Here is an 18,842-nt window from a genome sequence, read left to right on the forward strand (position 1 = left end):
TGTGCCTGTCCGTTCTTGTCGGTTCTGTTCTATTCGCCTGCTTTATTCGCCGAGCGCGTCTTCGAGCAAGGCGGCGAGCTGGGCAAGGTGCTTGGACATCAATCCCGTCGCCGGCGACGCGGCCGCCGGCCGGCCGGTGTAGCGCACCCGCTGATGCTTGGCGTCGATATGCGCCAGCACCCATTCCAGATACGGGTCGATGAACGACCAGGCGCCCATGTTCTTGGGCTCCTCCTGGCACCACACCATCTCGGCGTTGCGGAAACGCGACAGTTCGGTGATCAGCGCCTTGGCCGGGAACGGATAGAGCTGTTCGACGCGCAGCAGGTAGATGTCGTTGATGCCGCGCTTCTCGCGCTCCTCGTAGAGGTCGTAGTAGACCTTGCCCGAGCACAGCACGACGCGGCGGATCTTGCTGTCCTTGGTGAGCTTGATCGCCTGGTTGGGCAACAACTGCGCGTCGTCCCACAACAGCCGGTGGAACGAGCTTTCGCCCGAGATTTCCGGCAGCGTCGACACCGCCCGCTTGTGGCGCAGCAGCGACTTCGGCGTCATCAGGATCAGCGGCTTGCGGAAGTCGCGCTTCAGCTGCCGGCGCAGGATGTGGAAGTAGTTGGCCGGCGTGGTGCAGTTGGCGACTTGCATATTGTCTTCGGCGCAAAGCTGCAGGAAGCGCTCCAGCCTGGCCGAGGAATGCTCCGGACCCTGGCCTTCATAGCCGTGCGGCAACAGGCAGACGAGGCCCGACATTCTGAGCCACTTGCGCTCACCGCTAGAGATGAACTGGTCGAACACCACCTGGGCGCCGTTGGCGAAGTCGCCGAACTGCGCTTCCCACAAGGTCAGCGCCTTCGGCTCGGCCAGGCTGTAGCCATATTCGAAGCCCAGCACCGCCTCTTCCGACAGCATCGAGTTGATGACTTCGTAGCCGGCCTGCGCCGCCGACAGATTGTTGAGCGGGATGTAGCGGGTCTCGTCGCGCTGGTCGTAGAGCACGGAATGGCGCTGCGAGAAGGTGCCGCGCTCGGAATCCTGCCCCGACAGGCGGATCGGATTGCCGTCGAGCAGGATGGCGCCGAAAGCCAGCGCCTCCGCCGTCGACCAGTCGATGCCTTCGCCGGATTCGATCGCCTCGCGGCGGTTTTCGAGGAAGCGGATGATGGTCTTGTGCGCCTCGAAACCCTTCGGCACCTCGGTCAGCTTCTTGCCGATTTCCTTCAGCGTCTTGACCGGCACCGCGGTCTTGCCGCGCCTTTGTTCGTCCTGATTGTCGGCCGTGCGCAGGCCAGACCAGGCGCCATCCAGCCAGTCGGCCTTGTTGGGCTTGTAATGCTGGCCGACTTCCCACTCGGATTCCAGATGCGCGCGCCAGTCGGCCTTCATCTGGTCAAGCTCGGCCTGGGTGATGTGGCCCTCGGCGATCAGCCGGTCGCCATAGATCTGCACCGTCGTCTTGTGGGTGCGGATGTTGCGGTACATGATCGGCTGAGTGAAGGCCGGTTCGTCGCCCTCATTGTGGCCGAAGCGGCGGTAGCAGAACATGTCCACGACCACCGGCTTGTGGAACTTCATGCGGAATTCGATCGCCACCTTGGTGGCGTGCACCACGGCTTCCGGATCGTCGCCATTGACGTGGAAGATTGGCGCCTCGATCATCTTGGCGACGTCGGACGGATAGGGCGACGAGCGCGAGAAGCGCGGATTGGTGGTGAAGCCAATCTGGTTGTTGATAATGAAGTGCAGCGTGCCGGCGACGCGGTGGCCGCGCAGGCCCGACAGGCCGAGGATTTCGGCGATCACGCCCTGGCCGGCGAAAGCGGCATCGCCATGCAGGAGCAGCGGCAGCACCTTGGCGCGCTCTTCCAGCGGCACGATCTCCTCGCGGCCGCGGCCGAACAGATAGTCCTGCTTGGCGCGCGCCTTGCCCATCACCACGGGATCGACGATTTCCAAATGCGAGGGATTGGCGGTCAGCGACAAATGCACCTTGTTGCCGTCGAACTCGCGGTCCGACGAGGCGCCGAGATGGTACTTCACGTCGCCCGAGCCCTCGACCTCGTCGGGGGCTGCCGAGCCGCCCTTGAATTCGTGGAAGATAGCCCGGTGCGGCTTGGCCATCACCTGGCTGAGCACATTCAGGCGGCCGCGATGCGCCATGCCGAGCACGATCTCCTTCATGCCGAGCTGGCCGCCGCGCTTGACGATCTGCTCCAGCGCCGGGATCAGCGCCTCGCCGCCGTCGAGGCCGAAGCGCTTGGTGCCCTTGTACTTGACGTCGATGAACTGTTCGAATCCTTCGGCCTCGACCAGCTTTTGCAGGATCGCCTTCTTGCCGGTCGTGGTGAAGGAGATTTCCTTGTCGGCGCCTTCGATGCGCGCCTGGATCCAGGCCTTCTCCTCAGGGTCCGAGATATGCATGAACTCGACGCCCAGCGTCGAGCAGTAGGTGCGGGTCAGGATCTCCAGCATCTGCCGGATGGTGCCGAATTCGAGCCCCAGCACATTGTCGAGGAAGATCGGCCGGTCGTAATCGGCTGCGGTGAAGCCGTAATTCTCCGGCGACAATTCGTTGTAATCCTCGAGCGGCTTGGCGATGCCGAGCGGGTCGAGATTGGCGTGCAGATGGCCGCGCATGCGGTAGGCGCGGATCATCATGATGGCGCGCACCGAATCGCGCGTCGCCTGGTGCACGTCGGCGTCTGAGAGCACGATGCCGTTGGTGACCGCCTTGTCCTTGACCTTCTTTTCCAGATGCTTCTCGACGATGCCCCAATTGCCGTCGAGCGCCGACACCAATTCGCCATTGGCCTGCAGCGGCCAGGACGGCTTGGCCCAAGAGGCGCCCTTGGCGTTCCTGCGCACATCGCCGGCATCGTCCTTCAGCCCGGCGAAGAACTCCTGCCATTCGGGATTGACCGAGGCGGGATCGTCTTCATAGGCGGCATAGAGCGCGTCGATGTAATCGGCGTTGCCGCCGTAGAGGAACGAGGTGAGCGAGAATTGGTCGTTGGCCTGATCTTGTCTTGCCATGTCGTTTCAGCGGAGCCTGGCTCCGTCTCCTTACGTTTGCGGCAGCGCCGCGATAGTGGGCGATTCACCCGCCCTTCTTGTCCCCTCAAAGCCAACGAACCGCCGTCGGCTCTCATTCCACTGCCGGCGCCGACGCTCAGCCCTTGATGGCTTCAACCAACGTCGTGCCAAGCCGCGCCGGCGATGGCGAGACCTTGATGCCGGCCGATTCCATCGCCGCGATCTTGTCCTCGGCGCCGCCCTTGCCGCCGGAGATGACCGCGCCGGCATGGCCCATGGTGCGGCCGGCCGGCGCCGTGCGTCCGGCGATGAAGCCGGCCATCGGCTTCTTGCGGCCACGCTTGGCTTCGTCCTTGAGGAACTGCGCGGCGTCTTCCTCGGCCGAACCGCCGATCTCGCCGATCATGATGATCGACTTGGTCTCGTCGTCGGCGAGGAACATCTCGAGCACGTCGATGAACTCGGTGCCCTTGACCGGGTCGCCACCGATGCCGACGGCCGTGGTCTGGCCGAGGCCGACATTGGTGGTCTGGAACACGGCCTCATAGGTAAGTGTTCCCGAGCGCGAAACAACGCCGACCGAGCCTTTGCGGAAGATGTTTCCAGGCATGATGCCGATCTTGCATTCGTCAGGCGTGAGAACGCCCGGGCAGTTCGGCCCGATCAGCCGCGAGGTCGAGCGGTCGAGCCGCGCCTTGACCTTGACCATGTCCATCACCGGAATGCCTTCGGTGATGCAGATGATCAGCGGGATTTCCGCCTCGATCGCTTCCAGGATCGCTTCGGCGGCACCCGCTGGCGGTACGTAGACGACGGAGGCATTGGCCCCGGTCTTTGCCTTGCCTTCGGCGACGGTGGCGAAGATCGGCAGGCTCTCGCCCTTCGATCCGGTCCAGGTCTCGCCGCCCTTCTTGGGATGGATGCCGCCCACCATCTTGGTGCCGTGATAGGCCAGCGCCTGTTCGGTGTGGAACGTACCGGTCTTGCCGGTCAGGCCCTGCACCAGCACCTTGGTGTTCTTGTCGACGAGAATGGACATTGGAGCCCTTTTCTAAAGACTGTTGATCGAGGAAGGCGAGACGCGTCGGTACACGCCGCTCACCATGTCATGCCAGCCATCGCTGCCGGCGGGTTTGAAATGCAGTCGCATGCGGTAGGTGTCGGCATCGTCGAAAATATACGTCACCCGCGCGGTGCCGCGCGGCGACGACCGCTCCAGATTGAGCTCGCTGCCATTCCACGAGCCCGTCGCCGGCGAGGCCGGGACAAAGCCCATCGAATCGAACTGGTGCATGGTGACGAGGCGGTTCGGTTGGTCGAAGCCGAACACATTGTGCGAACCGAAGGAAATCGTGCCGTCGCGGCGCTGGCGATAGCGCTGCACCACGAACAGGCCGCCGAACTGCGCCTCCGCCAGCACTTCGGACGTCGCCGTGCCGGCATCGGTCCATTGCGTGGCCGCGACCTCTTCCTCGCCGCGCCACGCGCCGACCAGCGCCTGCAGGCGCTGGTGATCGGCGGAAAGCGAGGAGAAGGAGGCAGCGTTCATCGGTCAGAGCCGCTTCAGATCGGTGACGGTGAGGTCGCTCTTGGCGTTGCCGGTGTTGAGCGTCGTCGCCGGCTCGAACATCAGCACCACGGGCTCGGCGGTGAGCGAACGCGGCCGGTGCTCGACACCGCGCGGCACGACGATGAAATCACCCTCGCCGAGCTCGACCGGTCCGTCGCGAAAATCGATGGCGATCCTGCCCCGCAGCACGAGGAAGGCTTCGTCCTCATTGTCATGCGCGTGCCAGTCGAAGGTTGCGCCGAATTTGGCGACCTTGGCCTGACTGTCATTGACGTCGCCGGCGATATGCGGATCGAAGACCTTGCTGATCTTTTGATCCGCCGCCTCGACCAGGTTTATCTTGCGTGGAGGCACAGGCTCAGCCCTTCACCGCCGCCACGATCTTCTTGGCTGCGTCGTCCAGATCATCGGCCGACACGACGTTGAGGCCGCTGTCGTTGATGATCTTCTTGCCGAGTTCGGCATTGGTGCCTTCCAGGCGCACCACCAGCGGCACTTCCAGCCCGACTTCCTTGACCGCGGCGATCACGCCCTCGGCGATGATGTCGCACTTCATGATGCCGCCGAAGATGTTGATCAGTATGCCTTTGACCGCCGGATCCTTGGTGATGATCTTGAACGCCGCCGTCACCTTCTCCTTGGACGCGCCGCCGCCGACATCGAGGAAGTTGGCGGGTTCGGCGCCATAAAGCTTGATGATGTCCATCGTCGCCATGGCAAGCCCTGCGCCGTTGACCATGCAGCCGATATTGCCGTCGAGCGCGACATAGGCGAGGTCGTATTTCGACGCCTCGATCTCCTTCTCGTCCTCTTCGGTGGTGTCGCGCAGTTCAAGCACGTCCGGATGGCGGAACAGCGCGTTGTTGTCGAACGACACCTTTGCGTCGAGCACGCGTAGCCGGCCGTTCTTCATGACGATTAGCGGATTGACCTCGAGCAGGCTCATGTCCTTCTCGACGAAGGCCTTGTAGAGGATCGGGAACAGCGTGCCGCCATCCTTGGCCGCGTCGCCGTCGAGCTTGAGGGCTGCGTTGAGCGCCCTCACATCATCCGCCGTCACGCCCTTTTCCGGGTCGATGGCGACGGTGATGATCTTTTCCGGCGTGTCGTGGGCGACCGCCTCGATGTCCATGCCGCCTTCGGTCGAGACGACGAAGGCGATGCGGCCGACCGAACGGTCGACCAGGATCGACAGATAAAGCTCGCGCTCGATGTCGGCGCCGTCCTCGATATAGAGGCGGTTGACCTGCTTGCCGGCCGGGCCGGTCTGCTTTGTCACCAGCGTGTGGCCGAGCATCTCATTGGCGTTGGCGACGACGTCGGCAACCGACTTCGCCAGCCGCACGCCGCCCTTGGCGTCGGTCGACAGTTCCTTGAACTTGCCCTTGCCGCGGCCACCGGCGTGGATCTGGCTCTTCACCACATAGAGCGGGCCGGGCAGCGCGCGTGCCGCGGCTTCCGCCTCGCTTGCCTTGAACACCGGCACGCCTTCGGCCACCGGCGCGCCAAAGCTCTTCAGCAGCGCCTTGCCTTGATATTCATGGATGTTCATCGGGAACTATCTCCAGGTCGTTTTGCCGGGGTCGACGTTTTGGTGGGGTTCACTTCGAGGCGAGCTGCGGCGCGATCTTGACGCAGGCCTCGGTCAGGCTCTGCACCGTCGCCACCGAACTGTCGAACATCTTCTGTTCGCTCTTGTTGAGGTCGATCTCGATGATGCGCTCGACGCCGCCGGCGCCGATCACCACGGGAACGCCGACATAGGTGCCCTTGACGCCATACTGGCCGGAGAGGTGGGCCGCACAGGGCAGCACGCGCTTCTTGTCCTTGAGATAGGCTTCGGCCATGGAAATCGCCGAGGCCGCCGGCGCGTAATAGGCCGAGCCGGTCTTGAGCAGGCCGACGATCTCGGCGCCGCCGTCACGGGTGCGCTGCACGATCTGGTCGAGCTTCTCCTTCGAGGTCCAGCCCATCTTGACGAGGTCGGGCAGCGGAATGCCCGACACCGTCGAGTAGCGGATCATCGGCACCATGGAATCGCCGTGGCCGCCGAGCACGAAGGCGGTGACGTCCTCGACCGAAACCTTGAATTCCTCGGCCAGGAAATAGCGGAAGCGCGCGCTGTCGAGGACGCCGGCCATGCCGACGACATGGGTCTTGGGCAGGCCGGAAAACTTCTGCAGCGCCCATACCATGGCGTCGAGCGGGTTGGTGATGCAGATGACGAAGGCCTTGGGCGCGTACTTCTTCAGACCGGCGCCGACCTGTTCCATGACCTTTAGGTTGATGCCCAGCAGATCGTCGCGGCTCATGCCCGGCTTGCGCGGCACGCCGGCGGTGACGATGCAGACATCGGCGCCCTCGATGCCGGCATAGTCGTTGACGCCGGTCAGCCGGGAGTCGAAACCATCGACCGGCGACGATTGCGCGATATCGAGCCCCTTGCCTTGCGGAATACCCTCGGCAATATCGAACAGCACCACGTCGCCGAGGTCCTTGAGGCCGATCATGTGGGCCAGCGTGCCGCCGATCATGCCCGAGCCGATAAGCGCTATCTTGTTGCGTGCCATGTGAGGATGTTTTCCCTTTGTCTGTGACTGCGCCCAAATCTTTGACGACTTGATGACGGCGTCGAGGAAGAGGCCGGAATGCTGAGGAAACCCGCGAGATTTCGCCGCACCCAATAGCCCCGGTGCAAGATAAATTCAAACGATTATTTTGGAGTGAACATTTTCAATCGGTTAGATGGATTGGGATTTACGTAAACGTCAAAGTTTGTAAGCCGACTTGGGAGAAGTTACACAATGAAGATGGAGATCGTAAGGCTTGAAGCCGGCGATGACGCCCTTGTGATGCGGATCGCCGAGGATGTGTTCGACGAACCGGTCAGGCCGGATCGATTGGCAGCCTATCTCAGCCAACCCGGCCATTTCATGGTCGTAGCCCTGGCTGACGGCGCGGTTGTCGGTCAATGTGCGGCGGTGATCCACCGCCATCCTGACAAGGTTGCGGAACTCTACATCGACGAGGTCGGCGTATCGCCCGCCTTCCAGCGCCAGGGTATCGCGCGCAAAATGCTCGACGCGATGTTCGCGATCGGCAGGGAGAATGGCTGCGAGGAGGCCTGGGTTGGCACCGAACCCGGCAACCTCCCGGCCCGGGCACTTTATGAGTTCGCGCAAGGAGCCGCATGGGGAAGCGGAGAGTTTCGTCATGTATGCGTACAGGCTTTAGTGACCAGGGTCTTCGCTCTGCTTTGGGTCCATCTGCTTAGGACGACGAAGGCAGGGCTTGAGCCCGCGGTGCCGCAGCCGGCGGCGCCCTTTCTTTTCGCCGCTCAGCCCAGTCCTCCAGCCAGTCGCGGCTCTGCATCTCGATCAGGCGAGAGGCCGTGCGCTCGAACTCGAACACCTCGACGCCGCGTTTTGCCACGTAAAGCTCTTGTGGCGGCGCCTCGGCGCTCACCACCAGCCGCACATGATGATCGTAAAGCGTGTCGATCAACAGGATGAAGCGCTTGGCCTCGTTGCGCTTGCCTTCGCCCAGCACCGGGACATGGTCGATGAAGATGGTCGAGAACCGTCCGGCAATGGCCAGGAAATCACGCGCGCCAAGCGGTTTTTCGCAGAGATCGGCAAAGGAGAACCGCGCCGCGTCGCCGGCGGCGGCCGGCACCAGAACCTGCCGGCCCTTCAGCGTCAGCGAGGTCGCGGCTGTCGGCGCGCCGCGCGTCATCGTCCGCCAGGCCTCGTCCAGCGTCCGGTCGGCCGTGTCGTCGGCTGGCGTGACATAGACCGGCGTGCGGGCGAGCTTTTCCAGCCGGTAATCCTTGTCGCTGTCGAGCGACAGCACCTGCGCGTGTCGTTCCAATATGCCGATGAACGGCAGGAACAGCTGGCGGTTGAGCCCATCACGGTAGAGATCTTGCGGCGCCACGTTCGAAGTAGCGATCAACACGACGCCATTGGCGAACAGCGCCGAAAACAGCCTGGACAGGATCATCGCGTCAGCGATGTCGGTGACCGAGAATTCGTCGAAGCACAGCACCCAGGCCTGATCAGCCAGCGCCTTGGCCACGGGCGGGATAGGATCGTCTTCTTTGACGTCGCCGTTCTTGCGCGCCTGCCGGTGCTTCTGGATGCGGTCCTGCACATCGGCCATGAAGTCGTTGAAATGCACGCGGCGCTTGCGCCGGACCGGCAGCAGCTCGAAGAACATGTCCATCAGCATGGTCTTGCCACGGCCGACGCCGCCATGGATGTAGAGGCCTTTGACGGCCTCATGCGTCTCGCGCTTGCGGGCAAACAGCCAGCCCAGCGCGCTGGACTTGTGCGCCAGCCGCTTGGCCGAGATCTCGTCGGTCAGCCGGTCGAGCGCCGCGGCGATCCGCTCCTGCGCCGGATCGCGTCCGATCGCGCCGGTTTCCACCAGGTGGTCGTAGCGCTGCCTGACGGTCGCATGGGTCTGGAGGCCGTCACGCAGATGCATCGGTCACGTCGTTTTTCTCATGCACGTCGTTGCCCCAAAACCGGAGCCCCAGTTTGGGCGACATGCACTGGGGAGATCGGGCTACCTAGTAAGCGAAATCGGCTGACCGTTGGAAGTCTGGCCGTCGAATTTCGAGCCGCCCGAGGAATAGAGCCGCGCCAGCGAGCCGCCATTCTCATCGTAAAGTGTCAACTGCTTGCCGGCGACGTTCCACGACTTGATGCCGTCGATCGGAGCCGGGCAATGCAGCGGCCCGGCGCGGAAGCCGGCGCCGAACTTGGTCTGCGGTGTCGCGATCTTGCAGCTCTGCCCGGAAACGCTGGCATTCCAGACGCCGGCGACGGCTGCCGCGCTGAGATCCGAGGCCCCGGCGGGCGCCTGGCCGTCCGGCGGCAAGGACGCAACCTGCGTGTTCGCCGGAGCGGTCGGGAACTTCGACGGGTCGGTGGTGCCGGGCGAGGCCGGCGGCGGCAGCTGGTTGGAAGTCACCTGGCCGGCCGGCGCCGGCTGCAGCGGCGCCGGTTGCTGGTCGTCCATGGACGAGAAGCGCGAGGTCGAGCAACCGCTCGCAACGAGCGCCGCCAGCGATACGGCCACAAGACCGCTTTTCGAAAAATTCATTACAACCTCCGTCGGATCCGGCTGGGGGGAAGCCGTCCGCGCAATATCACCCTCCACCAAGATGGAGAAGGTGGCGAAATTTCAACCCGATATGGTTAAAATAGGGTTTGCGGCAAGATTGTTGCAAATTTATCGCAATCTCGACCTGCCATGTTCGCCCCGTCGCTCAAATCCGTGGAGTTCGGCCGCGACCGCGCATTCGCCCTGCAAATGCTTGCGCCAACCGGCGCAGAACCTATGTCAAGAAACCGAAACCCGCTGGAGCATACCTTGGCCGCAAGAAAGAAAGCCGCCAACCGCTATTACAGCGGTCCGCCCAGCGACCATTTCGATGGCACCTTGTTCTTCAATCCCGGTGGCCGGATGCCCGGCCGCTTCACCGATCTGCTGAAATGGCAGCTCAACGGCCAACGCGCGAAATGGCCGGCGACCAGCCCGAGTCCCTTTCCGCAGGCGAGGCCGTCCGCGAGGGTCGAAGGCACCGACCTGACCGTCACCATGGTCGGCCATTCGACCTTGCTGATCCAGACGGCCGGCCTGAACATCCTCACCGATCCGGTCTGGTCGCAACGCACCTCGCCGTTTTCCTTCGCCGGGCCGAAACGCGTCAATGCACCGGGCATCGCCTTCGACGACCTGCCGCCGATCGACCTCGTGCTGGTCAGCCACAACCATTATGACCATCTCGACCTCGTCACGCTGAGGCGACTGAAGGAAAGCGACGATCCGCTGGTGGTGACGCCGCTCGGCAACGATGTGCTGATCGGCGAGGCGGTTCCCGGCATGCGGCTGGCGGCGCATGACTGGGGCGACAGGATCGACATCGGTGACCGCGCCGCCATCCACATCGAGCCGGCGCATCACTGGTCGGCGCGCGGTGCCCGCGACCGGCGCATGGCACTGTGGGCCGGCTTCGTCATCGAGACGCCGGGCGGCAAACTCTATTTCGCCGGCGATACCGGCTTCCACGACGGCATCAACTACCGGCTGATGGCGGACAAACATGGCGGCTTCCGCTTCGCCATCCTGCCGATCGGCGCGTATGAGCCACGCTGGTTCATGGCGCCGCAGCACCAGAACCCGGAGGAAGCGGTGCAAGGCATGAAGCTGTGCAAGGCCGCCTTCGCCGCCGGCTGCCACTGGGGCACATTCCAGCTCACCGACGAACCGATGGACGAACCGGTCCGCAAACTGGCCGAGGCGCGTGAGGCGGAGGGCGTGCCGCCGGAGCGCTTTCGCGCCTTGCAACCCGGCGAGGTCTGGGACGTGCCGGAGATCGGGCGCGGCTGAAGTCTGCATTGGCCATTTACGGCACCGTCATTTTCGCCGATGGTCCGCCCAGCAGAAAAGGGGGATGCGGATGAAATCTATGCTTGCAGCGCTGATGGTGCTGGCAATCTCGGTGCCGGCGGCTTTCGCGGGCGAAATCACTGATCGCGCCGCCGAGGCCGAAAAGGCGCTGCAGGCCGGTGACGGAGCCGGCGCGCTGGAGAAATTCCGCGGCGCCGAGGAGGCCTTGTGGCAAGCGATGCCGCTCGCCGTGCAGAATGTCAAACAGGTCGATTCGGCCGGCGGCTTCGGCATCTACAGCGAGCGTGCCAATCACATCTACAAGCCAGGCGAGAAGGTCGTGCTCTATATGGAGCCGGTCGGCTACGGCTATGGGTCGGACGGCCTCGGCAACAGCCAGATCGCGCTTTCCGTCGACCTCACCGTGCTTTCCGACTCGGGCGAAGCTCTGGGTACCTTCGAGAAGATCGGCAGCGTGCAGGTCGCTTCCCGCTCGCACAACCGCGAACTCTTCTTCAAACTCGACCTGTCCCTCGATGGATTGCCGGCCGGGAAATACAAGTGCAACTTCCTCATGCATGACCAGAACTCGACCAAGACGGCGCCGTTCAGCACCGATATCGAGATCGCCGGCTGATGCATGTCGCCCAAAAGTGATCTCGGTTTTTCGGAGAACGATATGCATAAAAGCAGAGACCTAAAGCGCGTCGCATGAATCCGTTTCAACGCGACGCGCTTTAGTTTTTCCACTGACATCGCCTCGCAGCCGGCGGGAACCCAAGCGCGACAGAAGCGTTTTCATGCGGTTTTGAAATCTATCGGCTTGCGAGGCATTCCCATGATCAAATGGATCATCATCCTGCTCATCGTCGCCGCGGCGGCGAGCCTGCTCGGCATGCCGGCGCTGGCCGGAGCCGCGGCCACCGGCGCGCGCATCCTCATCGGCATCGTTCTCGTCATCTTCCTGCTGGTGGTGCTGGGCATCTTCGCGGTGACCTAAGTCCGGCGTCTTCGCCGTGACTAAGTCCGGCGCCTTCGCCGTGACCAGTCCGGCGTCTTCGCCGTGACGGAACACGCCTGCGCACTGGTAATTCCCGCCCGTTTCCGCCATATAGCGCCAAACGGACACGGAATTTCGCGGAGCAATGGCAAGCACTGCCCCTTTCGCCAAGATGAACGGCATCGGCAACGAGATCATCGTCGCCGATATGCGCGGCCGTGCCGATCAGGTGACGGCGGCGGCGGCCCTTGCGCTGAACGCCGATGCCGCGACCCGCTTCGACCAGATCATGGCGATCCATGATGCGAAGACGCCGGGCACCGCCTACTATGTCGACATCCTGAATTCCGATGGCACCAGTGCGCAGGCCTGCGGCAACGGCATGCGCTGCGTCGTCCAGGCGCTCGCCGCCGAGACCGGCCAGAAGACCTTCACCTTCGAGACCCGCGCCGGCATTCTCAACGCCAGGGAACATGCCGACGGCACGATCTCGGTCGACATGGGCATGCCGCATTTCGGCTGGCAGGAAATTCCGCTCGCCGAGGAGTTCCGCGACACCCGCATGATCGAATTGCAGATCGGCCCGATCGACGCTCCGGTGCTGCATTCGCCCTCCGCCGTCTCGATGGGCAACCCGCACGCCATCTTCTGGGTCGACCGCGATGTCTGGTCCTATGAGCTCGAGCGTTTCGGCCCGCTGCTCGAAAACCACCCGATCTTTCCCGAGCGCGCCAACATCACCATTGCCCAGGTGACCTCACCGGAGAGCATGATCATCCGTACCTGGGAACGCGGCGCCGGCCTGACCAAGGCCTGCGGCTCCGCCGCCTGCGCATCGGTGGTGGCCGCGGCCCGCACGAGGCGCACCGGCCGCAGCGTCAGCCTTTTGACCCCCGGCGGTGGCACGCTGCATGTCGAATGGCGCGAGGACGACCACGTCATCCTGACCGGTGCCGCCGAGTGGGAATTTTCCGGCAGCTTCGATCCCTCGACCGGCACCTGGGCCCGCGACACCGAAAGCGCGGCCTGATGTCGGTTGCTCTGTCCAGGAGTCCGGATTTCGACGGCTCCCTTTCCGAGGCCCCCAGCCGCATTGACGTGGTGACCTTCGGCTGCCGGCTGAACACCTATGAATCCGAAGTGATGCGGCGCGAGGCCGAAAGCGCCGGTCTCGGCACGCTGCAAGGCGGCGCGGTGATCTTTAACACCTGCGCCGTCACCGGCGAGGCGGTCCGCCAAGCCAAACAGGCGATCCGCAAGGCGCGCCGCGACAATCCGCTGGCGCGTATCATCGTCACCGGCTGCGCCGCGCAGACCGAGCCTGAAAAATTCGCCGCCATGGACGAGGTCGATCTCGTGCTTGGCAATGAAGAGAAGCTGAAGGCAAACTCGTACCGCGCGCTGCCGGATTTCGGCGTCAACGACACCGAGAAGGCCCGCGTCAACGACATCTTCTCGGTGCGCGAGACCGCCGGCCACATGGTCGATGCCATAGAAGGCCGCGCCCGCGCTTTCGTCCAGGTGCAGAATGGCTGCGACCATCGCTGCACCTTCTGCATCATTCCCTATGGCCGCGGCAATTCCCGCTCGGTGCCGATGGGCGCCGTGGTCGAGCAGGTCAAGCGTCTCGCCGGCAATGGTTATGCCGAGATCGTGCTGACCGGCGTCGACATGACCAGTTTCGGCGCCGATCTGCCGGGGGCGCCCAAGCTCGGCAAACTGGTGAAGACCATTTTGAAGCAGGTGCCCGACGTGAAGCGCCTGCGGCTATCCTCGATCGATTCCATCGAGGCCGACGACGATTTGCTCGATGCCATCGCCACCGAACCCAGGCTGATGCCGCATCTGCATCTGTCGCTGCAGTCCGGCGACGACATGATCCTGAAGCGCATGAAGCGAAGGCATCTGCGCGACCAGTCGATCCGTTTCTGCGAGGATGTGCGCAAATTGCGCCCTGCGATCGTCTTCGGCGCCGACATCATCGCCGGCTTCCCGACCGAGACCGACGCCATGTTCGAGAACTCGATAAAAATCGTCAAGGAATGTGGCCTGACCCATCTCCATGTCTTCCCGTTTTCACCGCGCGAGGGCACGCCCGCCGCGCGCATGCCGCAGGTCCGCCGCGAACTGGTCAAGCAGCGTGCCGCCCGTTTGCGCGCCGCCGGCGAAGCCGCCTATCGGCGCCATCTGTCCTCGCTGGCTGGAACCCGTCAGTCGATCCTGATCGAGCGCGATGGCCTCGGCCGCACCGAAGGATTTACCCTCGCCGCACTCGGCACCGGCGCGCCGGGCGAGATCGTCGAAGCGACAATTACTGGCCACGATGGCGCCCGGCTCAACGCAGTGCCGCTTGCCGCACGCGCCGCCTGAGAAACGCAAAGCATGGCTGGTTTTTTCAAGAAGATATTTTCGTTCGGCAAGAAAGAGGTTGTCGAGGAGCGCGTCGACGAGACCGCCCCGCTGCCCCCGATCAAATGGGACCAGCTCGATGCGCTGAAGCCGGCTGCCGAACAGGTCGTTCCGGAGTTTCTGAAGCGCGAGGAGCTGGAACCAGCGCGCCACCCTCCCCTCGATGGGGAGGGTCGCCACGAAGTGGCGGGGAGGGGTGACAGCGCCGACGCCAGCGCCGATCACCCCCACCCCCAAGCTGCGCTTGGGACCTCCCCCATCGAGGGGGAGGTAAAGGACGCGCCTCAGCCGTCGCCTGTCGAGGAACCGGCACCCGAGCCCGCTCCGACCATCCCGCCCATGCCGGTGCCGGCGATTCCCGCCGAGCCGGAACCCCTGCCGCAGCCCGCGCCGCAAGAGGAACCCGCACCCGCGCCTGAGCCGCCGGAGCCGCCGGCGCCCGAGGAAATTCCGCTTCCTCCCGCCGCTCCGGAGCCCGCTCCCGAGCCGCAGCCGCAAGAAGTCCCCGCTCCGGCACCTGCCGAGCCGGAGATTGTGCCGCCGCGCCCGGAAAGGCAGCCCGAACCGGCACCGATCGAAGTGCCAGCGCCGCCTGCGGAGATCCCGGTCGAGACACCAGCACCGATCGAGGTACCTCCACCGGCGGCCCCGTCCGCACAGCCGACTTTAGAAGCTGGCGCCGCCCCTCATCCGCCTGCCGGCACCTTCTCCCCGGATAGAGACGGGGAGAAGGAAGCTGCCAGTGACGCCACGCCTTCTCTCGCAAACATTGAAGAAGAAGCCCCGACGCCGACGCCCCCCTCTCCCCGTACTTCACGGGGAGAGGGTAAGGGTGAGGGGCAGCGCGAGCGCACGCAAGATTTGGCACCTGCTGCCGAACTCACGCCAGCGACTGCCGCGCCTCAGGCCCCGGCGGCGGAAATCGCGCCTCCCATTCGTCAGCCGGCACCGATCGAGACGCAGCCCGTCATTGCCGAGATCGCGCCCGAGCCGCAGCCCGTCCCACAGCCGATGCCGGAACCGAAACCCGCTCCCGGCAAGGTGACCGTCGCCAAGAAGGTCGAGCAGAAGGCCGAGCCGGTGAAGGCGCCGGAGCCGGCGCCGCGGCGCTCCTGGTTCCAGCGCATGCGGGACGGGCTTGCCCGTTCCTCGCGCGAGCTCACCGGCAACATTGCCGGCGTCTTCACCAGGCGCAAGCTGGACGAGGACACGCTGCAGGATCTGGAAGACGTGCTGATCCGCGCCGATCTCGGCATGGAGACGGCGCTGCGCGTTACCGATGCGCTGGCTTCCAGCCGCTACGGCAAGGATGTCTCCGACACCGAAGTGCGCGCCATCATGGCGGCCGAGGTGGAGAAGGTGCTGACCCCTGTCGCCATGCCGCTGGAACTCGACCTCTCGCACAAGCCGCATGTCATCCTGGTGGTCGGCGTCAACGGCACCGGCAAGACCACCACCATCGGCAAGCTGGCGGCAAAACTGACCGATGGCGGCCTATCGGTGATGCTCGCCGCCGGCGACACCTTCCGCGCCGCCGCGATCGAACAGCTGAAGATCTGGGGTGAACGGACGAAATCGCCCGTCATCGCCTCCAAGCTCGGCGCCGATGCCGCCGGCCTCGCCTATGACGCCTTCGAGAGGGCCAAGGAAGCCGGCTCCGACGTGCTGATCATCGACACCGCCGGACGCCTGCAGAACAAGACTGAACTGATGGCCGAGCTCGAGAAGATCGTGCGCGTGCTCGGCAAGCTCGACCCGGAAGCGCCACACACCGTGCTGCAGACGGTCGACGCCACCACCGGCCAGAACGCGCTCAACCAGGTCGAGATCTTCCGCAACATCGCCGGCGTCAACGGCCTGGTGATGACCAAGCTGGACGGCACGGCGCGCGGCGGTATTCTGGTGGCGATCGCGGCAAAGCACAAATTGCCGGTCTATTTCATCGGCGTCGGCGAACAGGTCGACGACCTCGAACCTTTCTCCGCGAGCGAATTCGCCAGGGCGATCGCTGGAGTGGCGTAACGGCATGATCCCTTTTCAACGGGATCGTGCGTAAGAAGGAAGATCATGAACCCACCCATTCTCGAACGCGATCCGTCCGACCCGCAGAAAGAGAAGAAGGAAGGCGTCAATCCCGTGCTCAAGCTGGTGCTGGAGCTTGGGCCGCTGCTGGTGTTCTTCTTCGCCAATGCGCGCGGCGAGTGGCTGGTGCAGAAATTCCCTGTTCTGGGCGAATTCGGCGGCCCGATCTTCGTCGCCACCGGCCTGTTCATGGCCGCAACGGCAATCGCGCTGATCGCCTCGTGGCTGCTGACGCGCACGCTGCCGATCATGCCGATGGTGTCGGGCGTCGTCGTCTTCATCTTCGGCGCGCTGACGCTCTATCTGCAGGATGACATCTTCATCAAGATGAAGCCGACCATCGTCAACACGCTGTTCGGCGGCGTGCTGCTCGGCGGCCTGTTCTTCGGCAGGTCGCTGCTCGGCTATGTCTTCGATTCTGCCTTCAAGCTCGATGCCGAAGGCTGGCGCAAGCTCACCTTCCGCTGGGGCCTGTTCTTCCTGTTCCTGGCCATCGTCAATGAAGTGGTGTGGCGCAATTTTTCCACCGATGCCTGGGTTACCTTCAAGGTCTGGGGCATCATGCCGATCACGCTTCTGTTCACCTTCAGCCAGATGCCGCTGATCCTGCGCCATTCGCTGGACGACAAGGCAAGCGGGGAAGAAAAGGCCGGCAAGTAGAGCAATTCCAGGACGAGTGTGAAGCGGTTTTCCGTCCGGAATTGCGTCCAAACAACTGAGGAGAGGGCCATGGAATTCGTCACCACGCACGAAGAATTGCGGACGGTCTACAAGACGCCACGGCCGACCGACGGTTCCATTCGCAAGGAGCTCAAGGCGCTCGACGGCCATTGCCGCTCCTTCATCGGCAAGAGCCCCTTCGTGCTGATCGGCTCGTCCGATGGTGCCGGCAATGCCGACGTGACGCCGAAGGGCGACAAGCCCGGCTTCGCCGCCATTCTCGACGACAGGACCATCGCCATCCCCGACCGGCCCGGCAACAACCGGCTGGACACGCTGGAGAATATACTGCGCAATCCCTCGGTCGGGCTGCTCTTCCTCATCCCCGGCATGAACGAGACGCTGCGCGTCAATGGCGATGCCCGCATCACCGTCGACGCCGGTTTGCGCAAGCGCCTCGCCGTCGACGGCAAGGAGCCGCAAAGCGTCATCGTGGTCACGGTCAAGGCGGCCTACATGCATTGCGCCAAGGCCTTCATGCGCTCTGATCTGTGGAAGCCCGACACCTGGTACGACCGCGCGACGCTGCCGACGCTCGGCCAGATCCTGCGCGACCAGCTGGTGGTCGCCGATTCGGCCGAGGCGACGGACCGCTGGCTCGACGAAGAATACAAGCAGACGATGTGGTAGGCGCCGGACCGATCCCACGCTGTGCTGAACCTTCTCGCCATCTCCGGCAGCTTGCGGGCTGCCTCCACCAATTCCGCCCTGGTCGCGGCACTGGCGCGCAACGCGCCGGCGGGCTGCCGCGTTACCATCTATGGCGGGCTCGGCCGTCTGCCGATCTTCAATCCCGATGACGAGGGCGAGCGCACGCCGCGCGAAGCGGCCGAGCTGATCGACGCCGTCACCGGCGCCGACGGCATCATCGTCTCCTGTCCCGAATATGCCCATGGCGTGCCTGGCGGGCTGAAGAACGCGCTCGACTGGCTGGTCTCGCGCGACGCCGCCATCGCCAAGCCCGCCATGCTGGCCCACGCCTCGCAGCGCTCGCTGTTCGCCCGCGCCGCTTTGGCCGAGGTCATGCGGACGATGTCCTTCGCGCTTTGTGAGGGCGGGATCGAGGTTGCATTGCTGGGGAAGAAGCCGCCGGAGGTGGATGGCATCCTGGCGGAGCCGGTGAGCGTGCTGGCAATGCGCAATGGGCTCACGGCCTTCGCGGAGTTTATCCGCTCGCGCTGATCTGTTGGCGGCCAACTATACGACTTCGTCATTCTAGGGCGGAGCAAGGAGCGCAGCGACGCGGCGCAGACCCCTGGAGCTGCTCAGCAGCCCAAGGAATCCATGCCGTTACACTAAGGCGCTGCAATCCTTACAGAATTCTGCACCGCAGCACTCCGAGTCGGAAGTCACGGCATGGATCCTCGGGTCAAGCCCGAGGATGACGAAGGAAAGGTGCACCCGCAGTCGAGCGTCGCCACCCTACCCCTTCCGCAGCGTCTCGACGTCGGTCCTGCCGACATACCAGTCGCGGGCATTGACCTCCTCGAAAACCACCCAGACATCGTCATTGCCAAGTCCGGTGGCGTCCATGATGGCCGCCGTGACTTTCTTGGCGATGTCAGCCTTCTTGCCTGCCGGATCGGCGGCGATCACTTCCTTGACGATGCGGATGTTGACGAATGGCATGAC

Annotated in this window: 18 protein-coding genes and 1 pseudogene; 10 read left to right on the forward strand and 9 right to left on the reverse strand. The window is 64.0% G+C overall.

Features of this window, described 5'->3' with window-relative positions:
* Positions 1 to 42 precede the first annotated feature (42 nt).
* From ACLGL5_RS05480 to mdh, 6 genes are all read right to left on the reverse strand, one after another.
* Positions 43 to 3,030 (reverse strand): 2-oxoglutarate dehydrogenase E1 component, encoded by a 2,988-nt coding sequence (locus ACLGL5_RS05480; RefSeq protein ID WP_069090510.1) that lies wholly within the window; start codon positions 3,028 to 3,030, stop codon positions 43 to 45.
* Positions 3,031 to 3,166: 136 nt separating this feature from the next.
* Positions 3,167 to 4,069: a succinate--CoA ligase subunit alpha gene (sucD, locus tag ACLGL5_RS05485; protein ID WP_010912334.1), complete on the reverse strand. Its 903-nt coding sequence runs from the start codon at positions 4,067 to 4,069 to the stop codon at positions 3,167 to 3,169.
* Positions 4,070 to 4,081: 12 nt separating this feature from the next.
* The gene (locus ACLGL5_RS05490; protein ID WP_069090511.1) at positions 4,082 to 4,579 is read right to left on the reverse strand and encodes a DUF1579 family protein; all 498 of its coding nucleotides are present in this window, start codon (positions 4,577 to 4,579) and stop codon (positions 4,082 to 4,084) included.
* Between the two features lie 3 nt (positions 4,580 to 4,582).
* On the reverse strand, positions 4,583 to 4,954 hold the full coding sequence (locus ACLGL5_RS05495; RefSeq protein WP_064981484.1) for a cupin domain-containing protein: 372 nt from the start codon (positions 4,952 to 4,954) through the stop codon (positions 4,583 to 4,585).
* A 4-nt stretch (positions 4,955 to 4,958) separates the two neighbouring features.
* Entirely contained in the window at positions 4,959 to 6,152 is a 1,194-nt protein-coding gene (gene sucC / locus ACLGL5_RS05500) for an ADP-forming succinate--CoA ligase subunit beta (RefSeq protein ID WP_069090512.1), read from the reverse strand.
* Between the two features lie 49 nt (positions 6,153 to 6,201).
* Positions 6,202 to 7,170 (reverse strand): malate dehydrogenase, encoded by a 969-nt coding sequence (gene mdh, locus ACLGL5_RS05505; RefSeq protein WP_069090513.1) that lies wholly within the window; start codon positions 7,168 to 7,170, stop codon positions 6,202 to 6,204.
* A 282-nt stretch (positions 7,171 to 7,452) separates the two neighbouring features.
* Between mdh and ACLGL5_RS05510 the strand changes: the two are divergent.
* Positions 7,453 to 7,713: pseudogene (locus ACLGL5_RS05510) on the forward strand (GNAT family N-acetyltransferase); the annotation flags it as partial.
* A gap of 157 nt (positions 7,714 to 7,870) precedes the next feature.
* Here the strand turns inward: ACLGL5_RS05510 and zapE are convergent.
* Together zapE and ACLGL5_RS05520 are read right to left on the reverse strand one after the other, a co-directional pair.
* On the reverse strand, positions 7,871 to 9,088 hold the full coding sequence (gene zapE / locus ACLGL5_RS05515; protein ID WP_069090515.1) for a cell division protein ZapE: 1,218 nt from the start codon (positions 9,086 to 9,088) through the stop codon (positions 7,871 to 7,873).
* 81 nt (positions 9,089 to 9,169) lie between these two features.
* Positions 9,170 to 9,709, reverse strand: a complete 540-nt coding sequence (locus ACLGL5_RS05520; RefSeq protein ID WP_069090516.1) for a protease inhibitor Inh/omp19 family protein — start codon at positions 9,707 to 9,709, stop codon at positions 9,170 to 9,172.
* A gap of 237 nt (positions 9,710 to 9,946) precedes the next feature.
* On the opposite strand from ACLGL5_RS05520, the gene ACLGL5_RS05525 reads away from it, so the two are divergent.
* From ACLGL5_RS05525 to ACLGL5_RS05565, 9 genes are all read left to right on the forward strand, one after another.
* Positions 9,947 to 10,999 carry an MBL fold metallo-hydrolase gene (locus ACLGL5_RS05525; protein WP_069093216.1) on the forward strand — a complete coding sequence of 351 codons (1,053 nt, stop codon included), beginning with the start codon at positions 9,947 to 9,949 and terminating at the stop codon, positions 10,997 to 10,999.
* Positions 11,000 to 11,069: 70 nt separating this feature from the next.
* Positions 11,070 to 11,636: a hypothetical protein gene (locus ACLGL5_RS05530; protein ID WP_069093217.1), complete on the forward strand. Its 567-nt coding sequence runs from the start codon at positions 11,070 to 11,072 to the stop codon at positions 11,634 to 11,636.
* Between the two features lie 201 nt (positions 11,637 to 11,837).
* A complete protein-coding gene (locus ACLGL5_RS05535) occupies positions 11,838 to 11,999 on the forward strand; it encodes a DUF1328 family protein (protein WP_010912345.1) in 162 nt (53 codons plus the stop codon).
* Between the two features lie 145 nt (positions 12,000 to 12,144).
* On the forward strand, positions 12,145 to 13,029 hold the full coding sequence (dapF, locus tag ACLGL5_RS05540) for a diaminopimelate epimerase (RefSeq protein WP_038650590.1): 885 nt from the start codon (positions 12,145 to 12,147) through the stop codon (positions 13,027 to 13,029).
* Positions 13,029 to 14,369 carry a tRNA (N(6)-L-threonylcarbamoyladenosine(37)-C(2))-methylthiotransferase MtaB gene (mtaB, locus tag ACLGL5_RS05545; RefSeq protein WP_069090517.1) on the forward strand — a complete coding sequence of 447 codons (1,341 nt, stop codon included), beginning with the start codon at positions 13,029 to 13,031 and terminating at the stop codon, positions 14,367 to 14,369. The genes dapF and mtaB overlap by 1 nt, the downstream gene beginning before the upstream one ends.
* Before the next feature lie 12 nt (positions 14,370 to 14,381).
* Positions 14,382 to 16,430: a signal recognition particle-docking protein FtsY gene (gene ftsY, locus ACLGL5_RS05550; RefSeq protein ID WP_069090518.1), complete on the forward strand. Its 2,049-nt coding sequence runs from the start codon at positions 14,382 to 14,384 to the stop codon at positions 16,428 to 16,430.
* A 45-nt stretch (positions 16,431 to 16,475) separates the two neighbouring features.
* The gene (locus ACLGL5_RS05555; protein WP_038650596.1) at positions 16,476 to 17,150 is read left to right on the forward strand and encodes a septation protein A; all 675 of its coding nucleotides are present in this window, start codon (positions 16,476 to 16,478) and stop codon (positions 17,148 to 17,150) included.
* A 69-nt stretch (positions 17,151 to 17,219) separates the two neighbouring features.
* Positions 17,220 to 17,840 carry a pyridoxamine 5'-phosphate oxidase family protein gene (locus ACLGL5_RS05560; RefSeq protein WP_069090519.1) on the forward strand — a complete coding sequence of 207 codons (621 nt, stop codon included), beginning with the start codon at positions 17,220 to 17,222 and terminating at the stop codon, positions 17,838 to 17,840.
* A gap of 21 nt (positions 17,841 to 17,861) precedes the next feature.
* Complete coding sequence (locus tag ACLGL5_RS05565) at positions 17,862 to 18,392, forward strand: NADPH-dependent FMN reductase (RefSeq protein ID WP_019862054.1); 531 nt, start codon at positions 17,862 to 17,864, stop codon at positions 18,390 to 18,392.
* 240 nt (positions 18,393 to 18,632) lie between these two features.
* Here ACLGL5_RS05565 and ACLGL5_RS05570 read toward each other — a convergent pair whose 3' ends face one another.
* The gene (locus tag ACLGL5_RS05570; protein WP_019862056.1) at positions 18,633 to 18,839 is read right to left on the reverse strand and encodes a tautomerase family protein; all 207 of its coding nucleotides are present in this window, start codon (positions 18,837 to 18,839) and stop codon (positions 18,633 to 18,635) included.
* Positions 18,840 to 18,842: the final 3 nt, after the last annotated feature.

The organism is Mesorhizobium sp. U510, assembly GCF_059180695.1.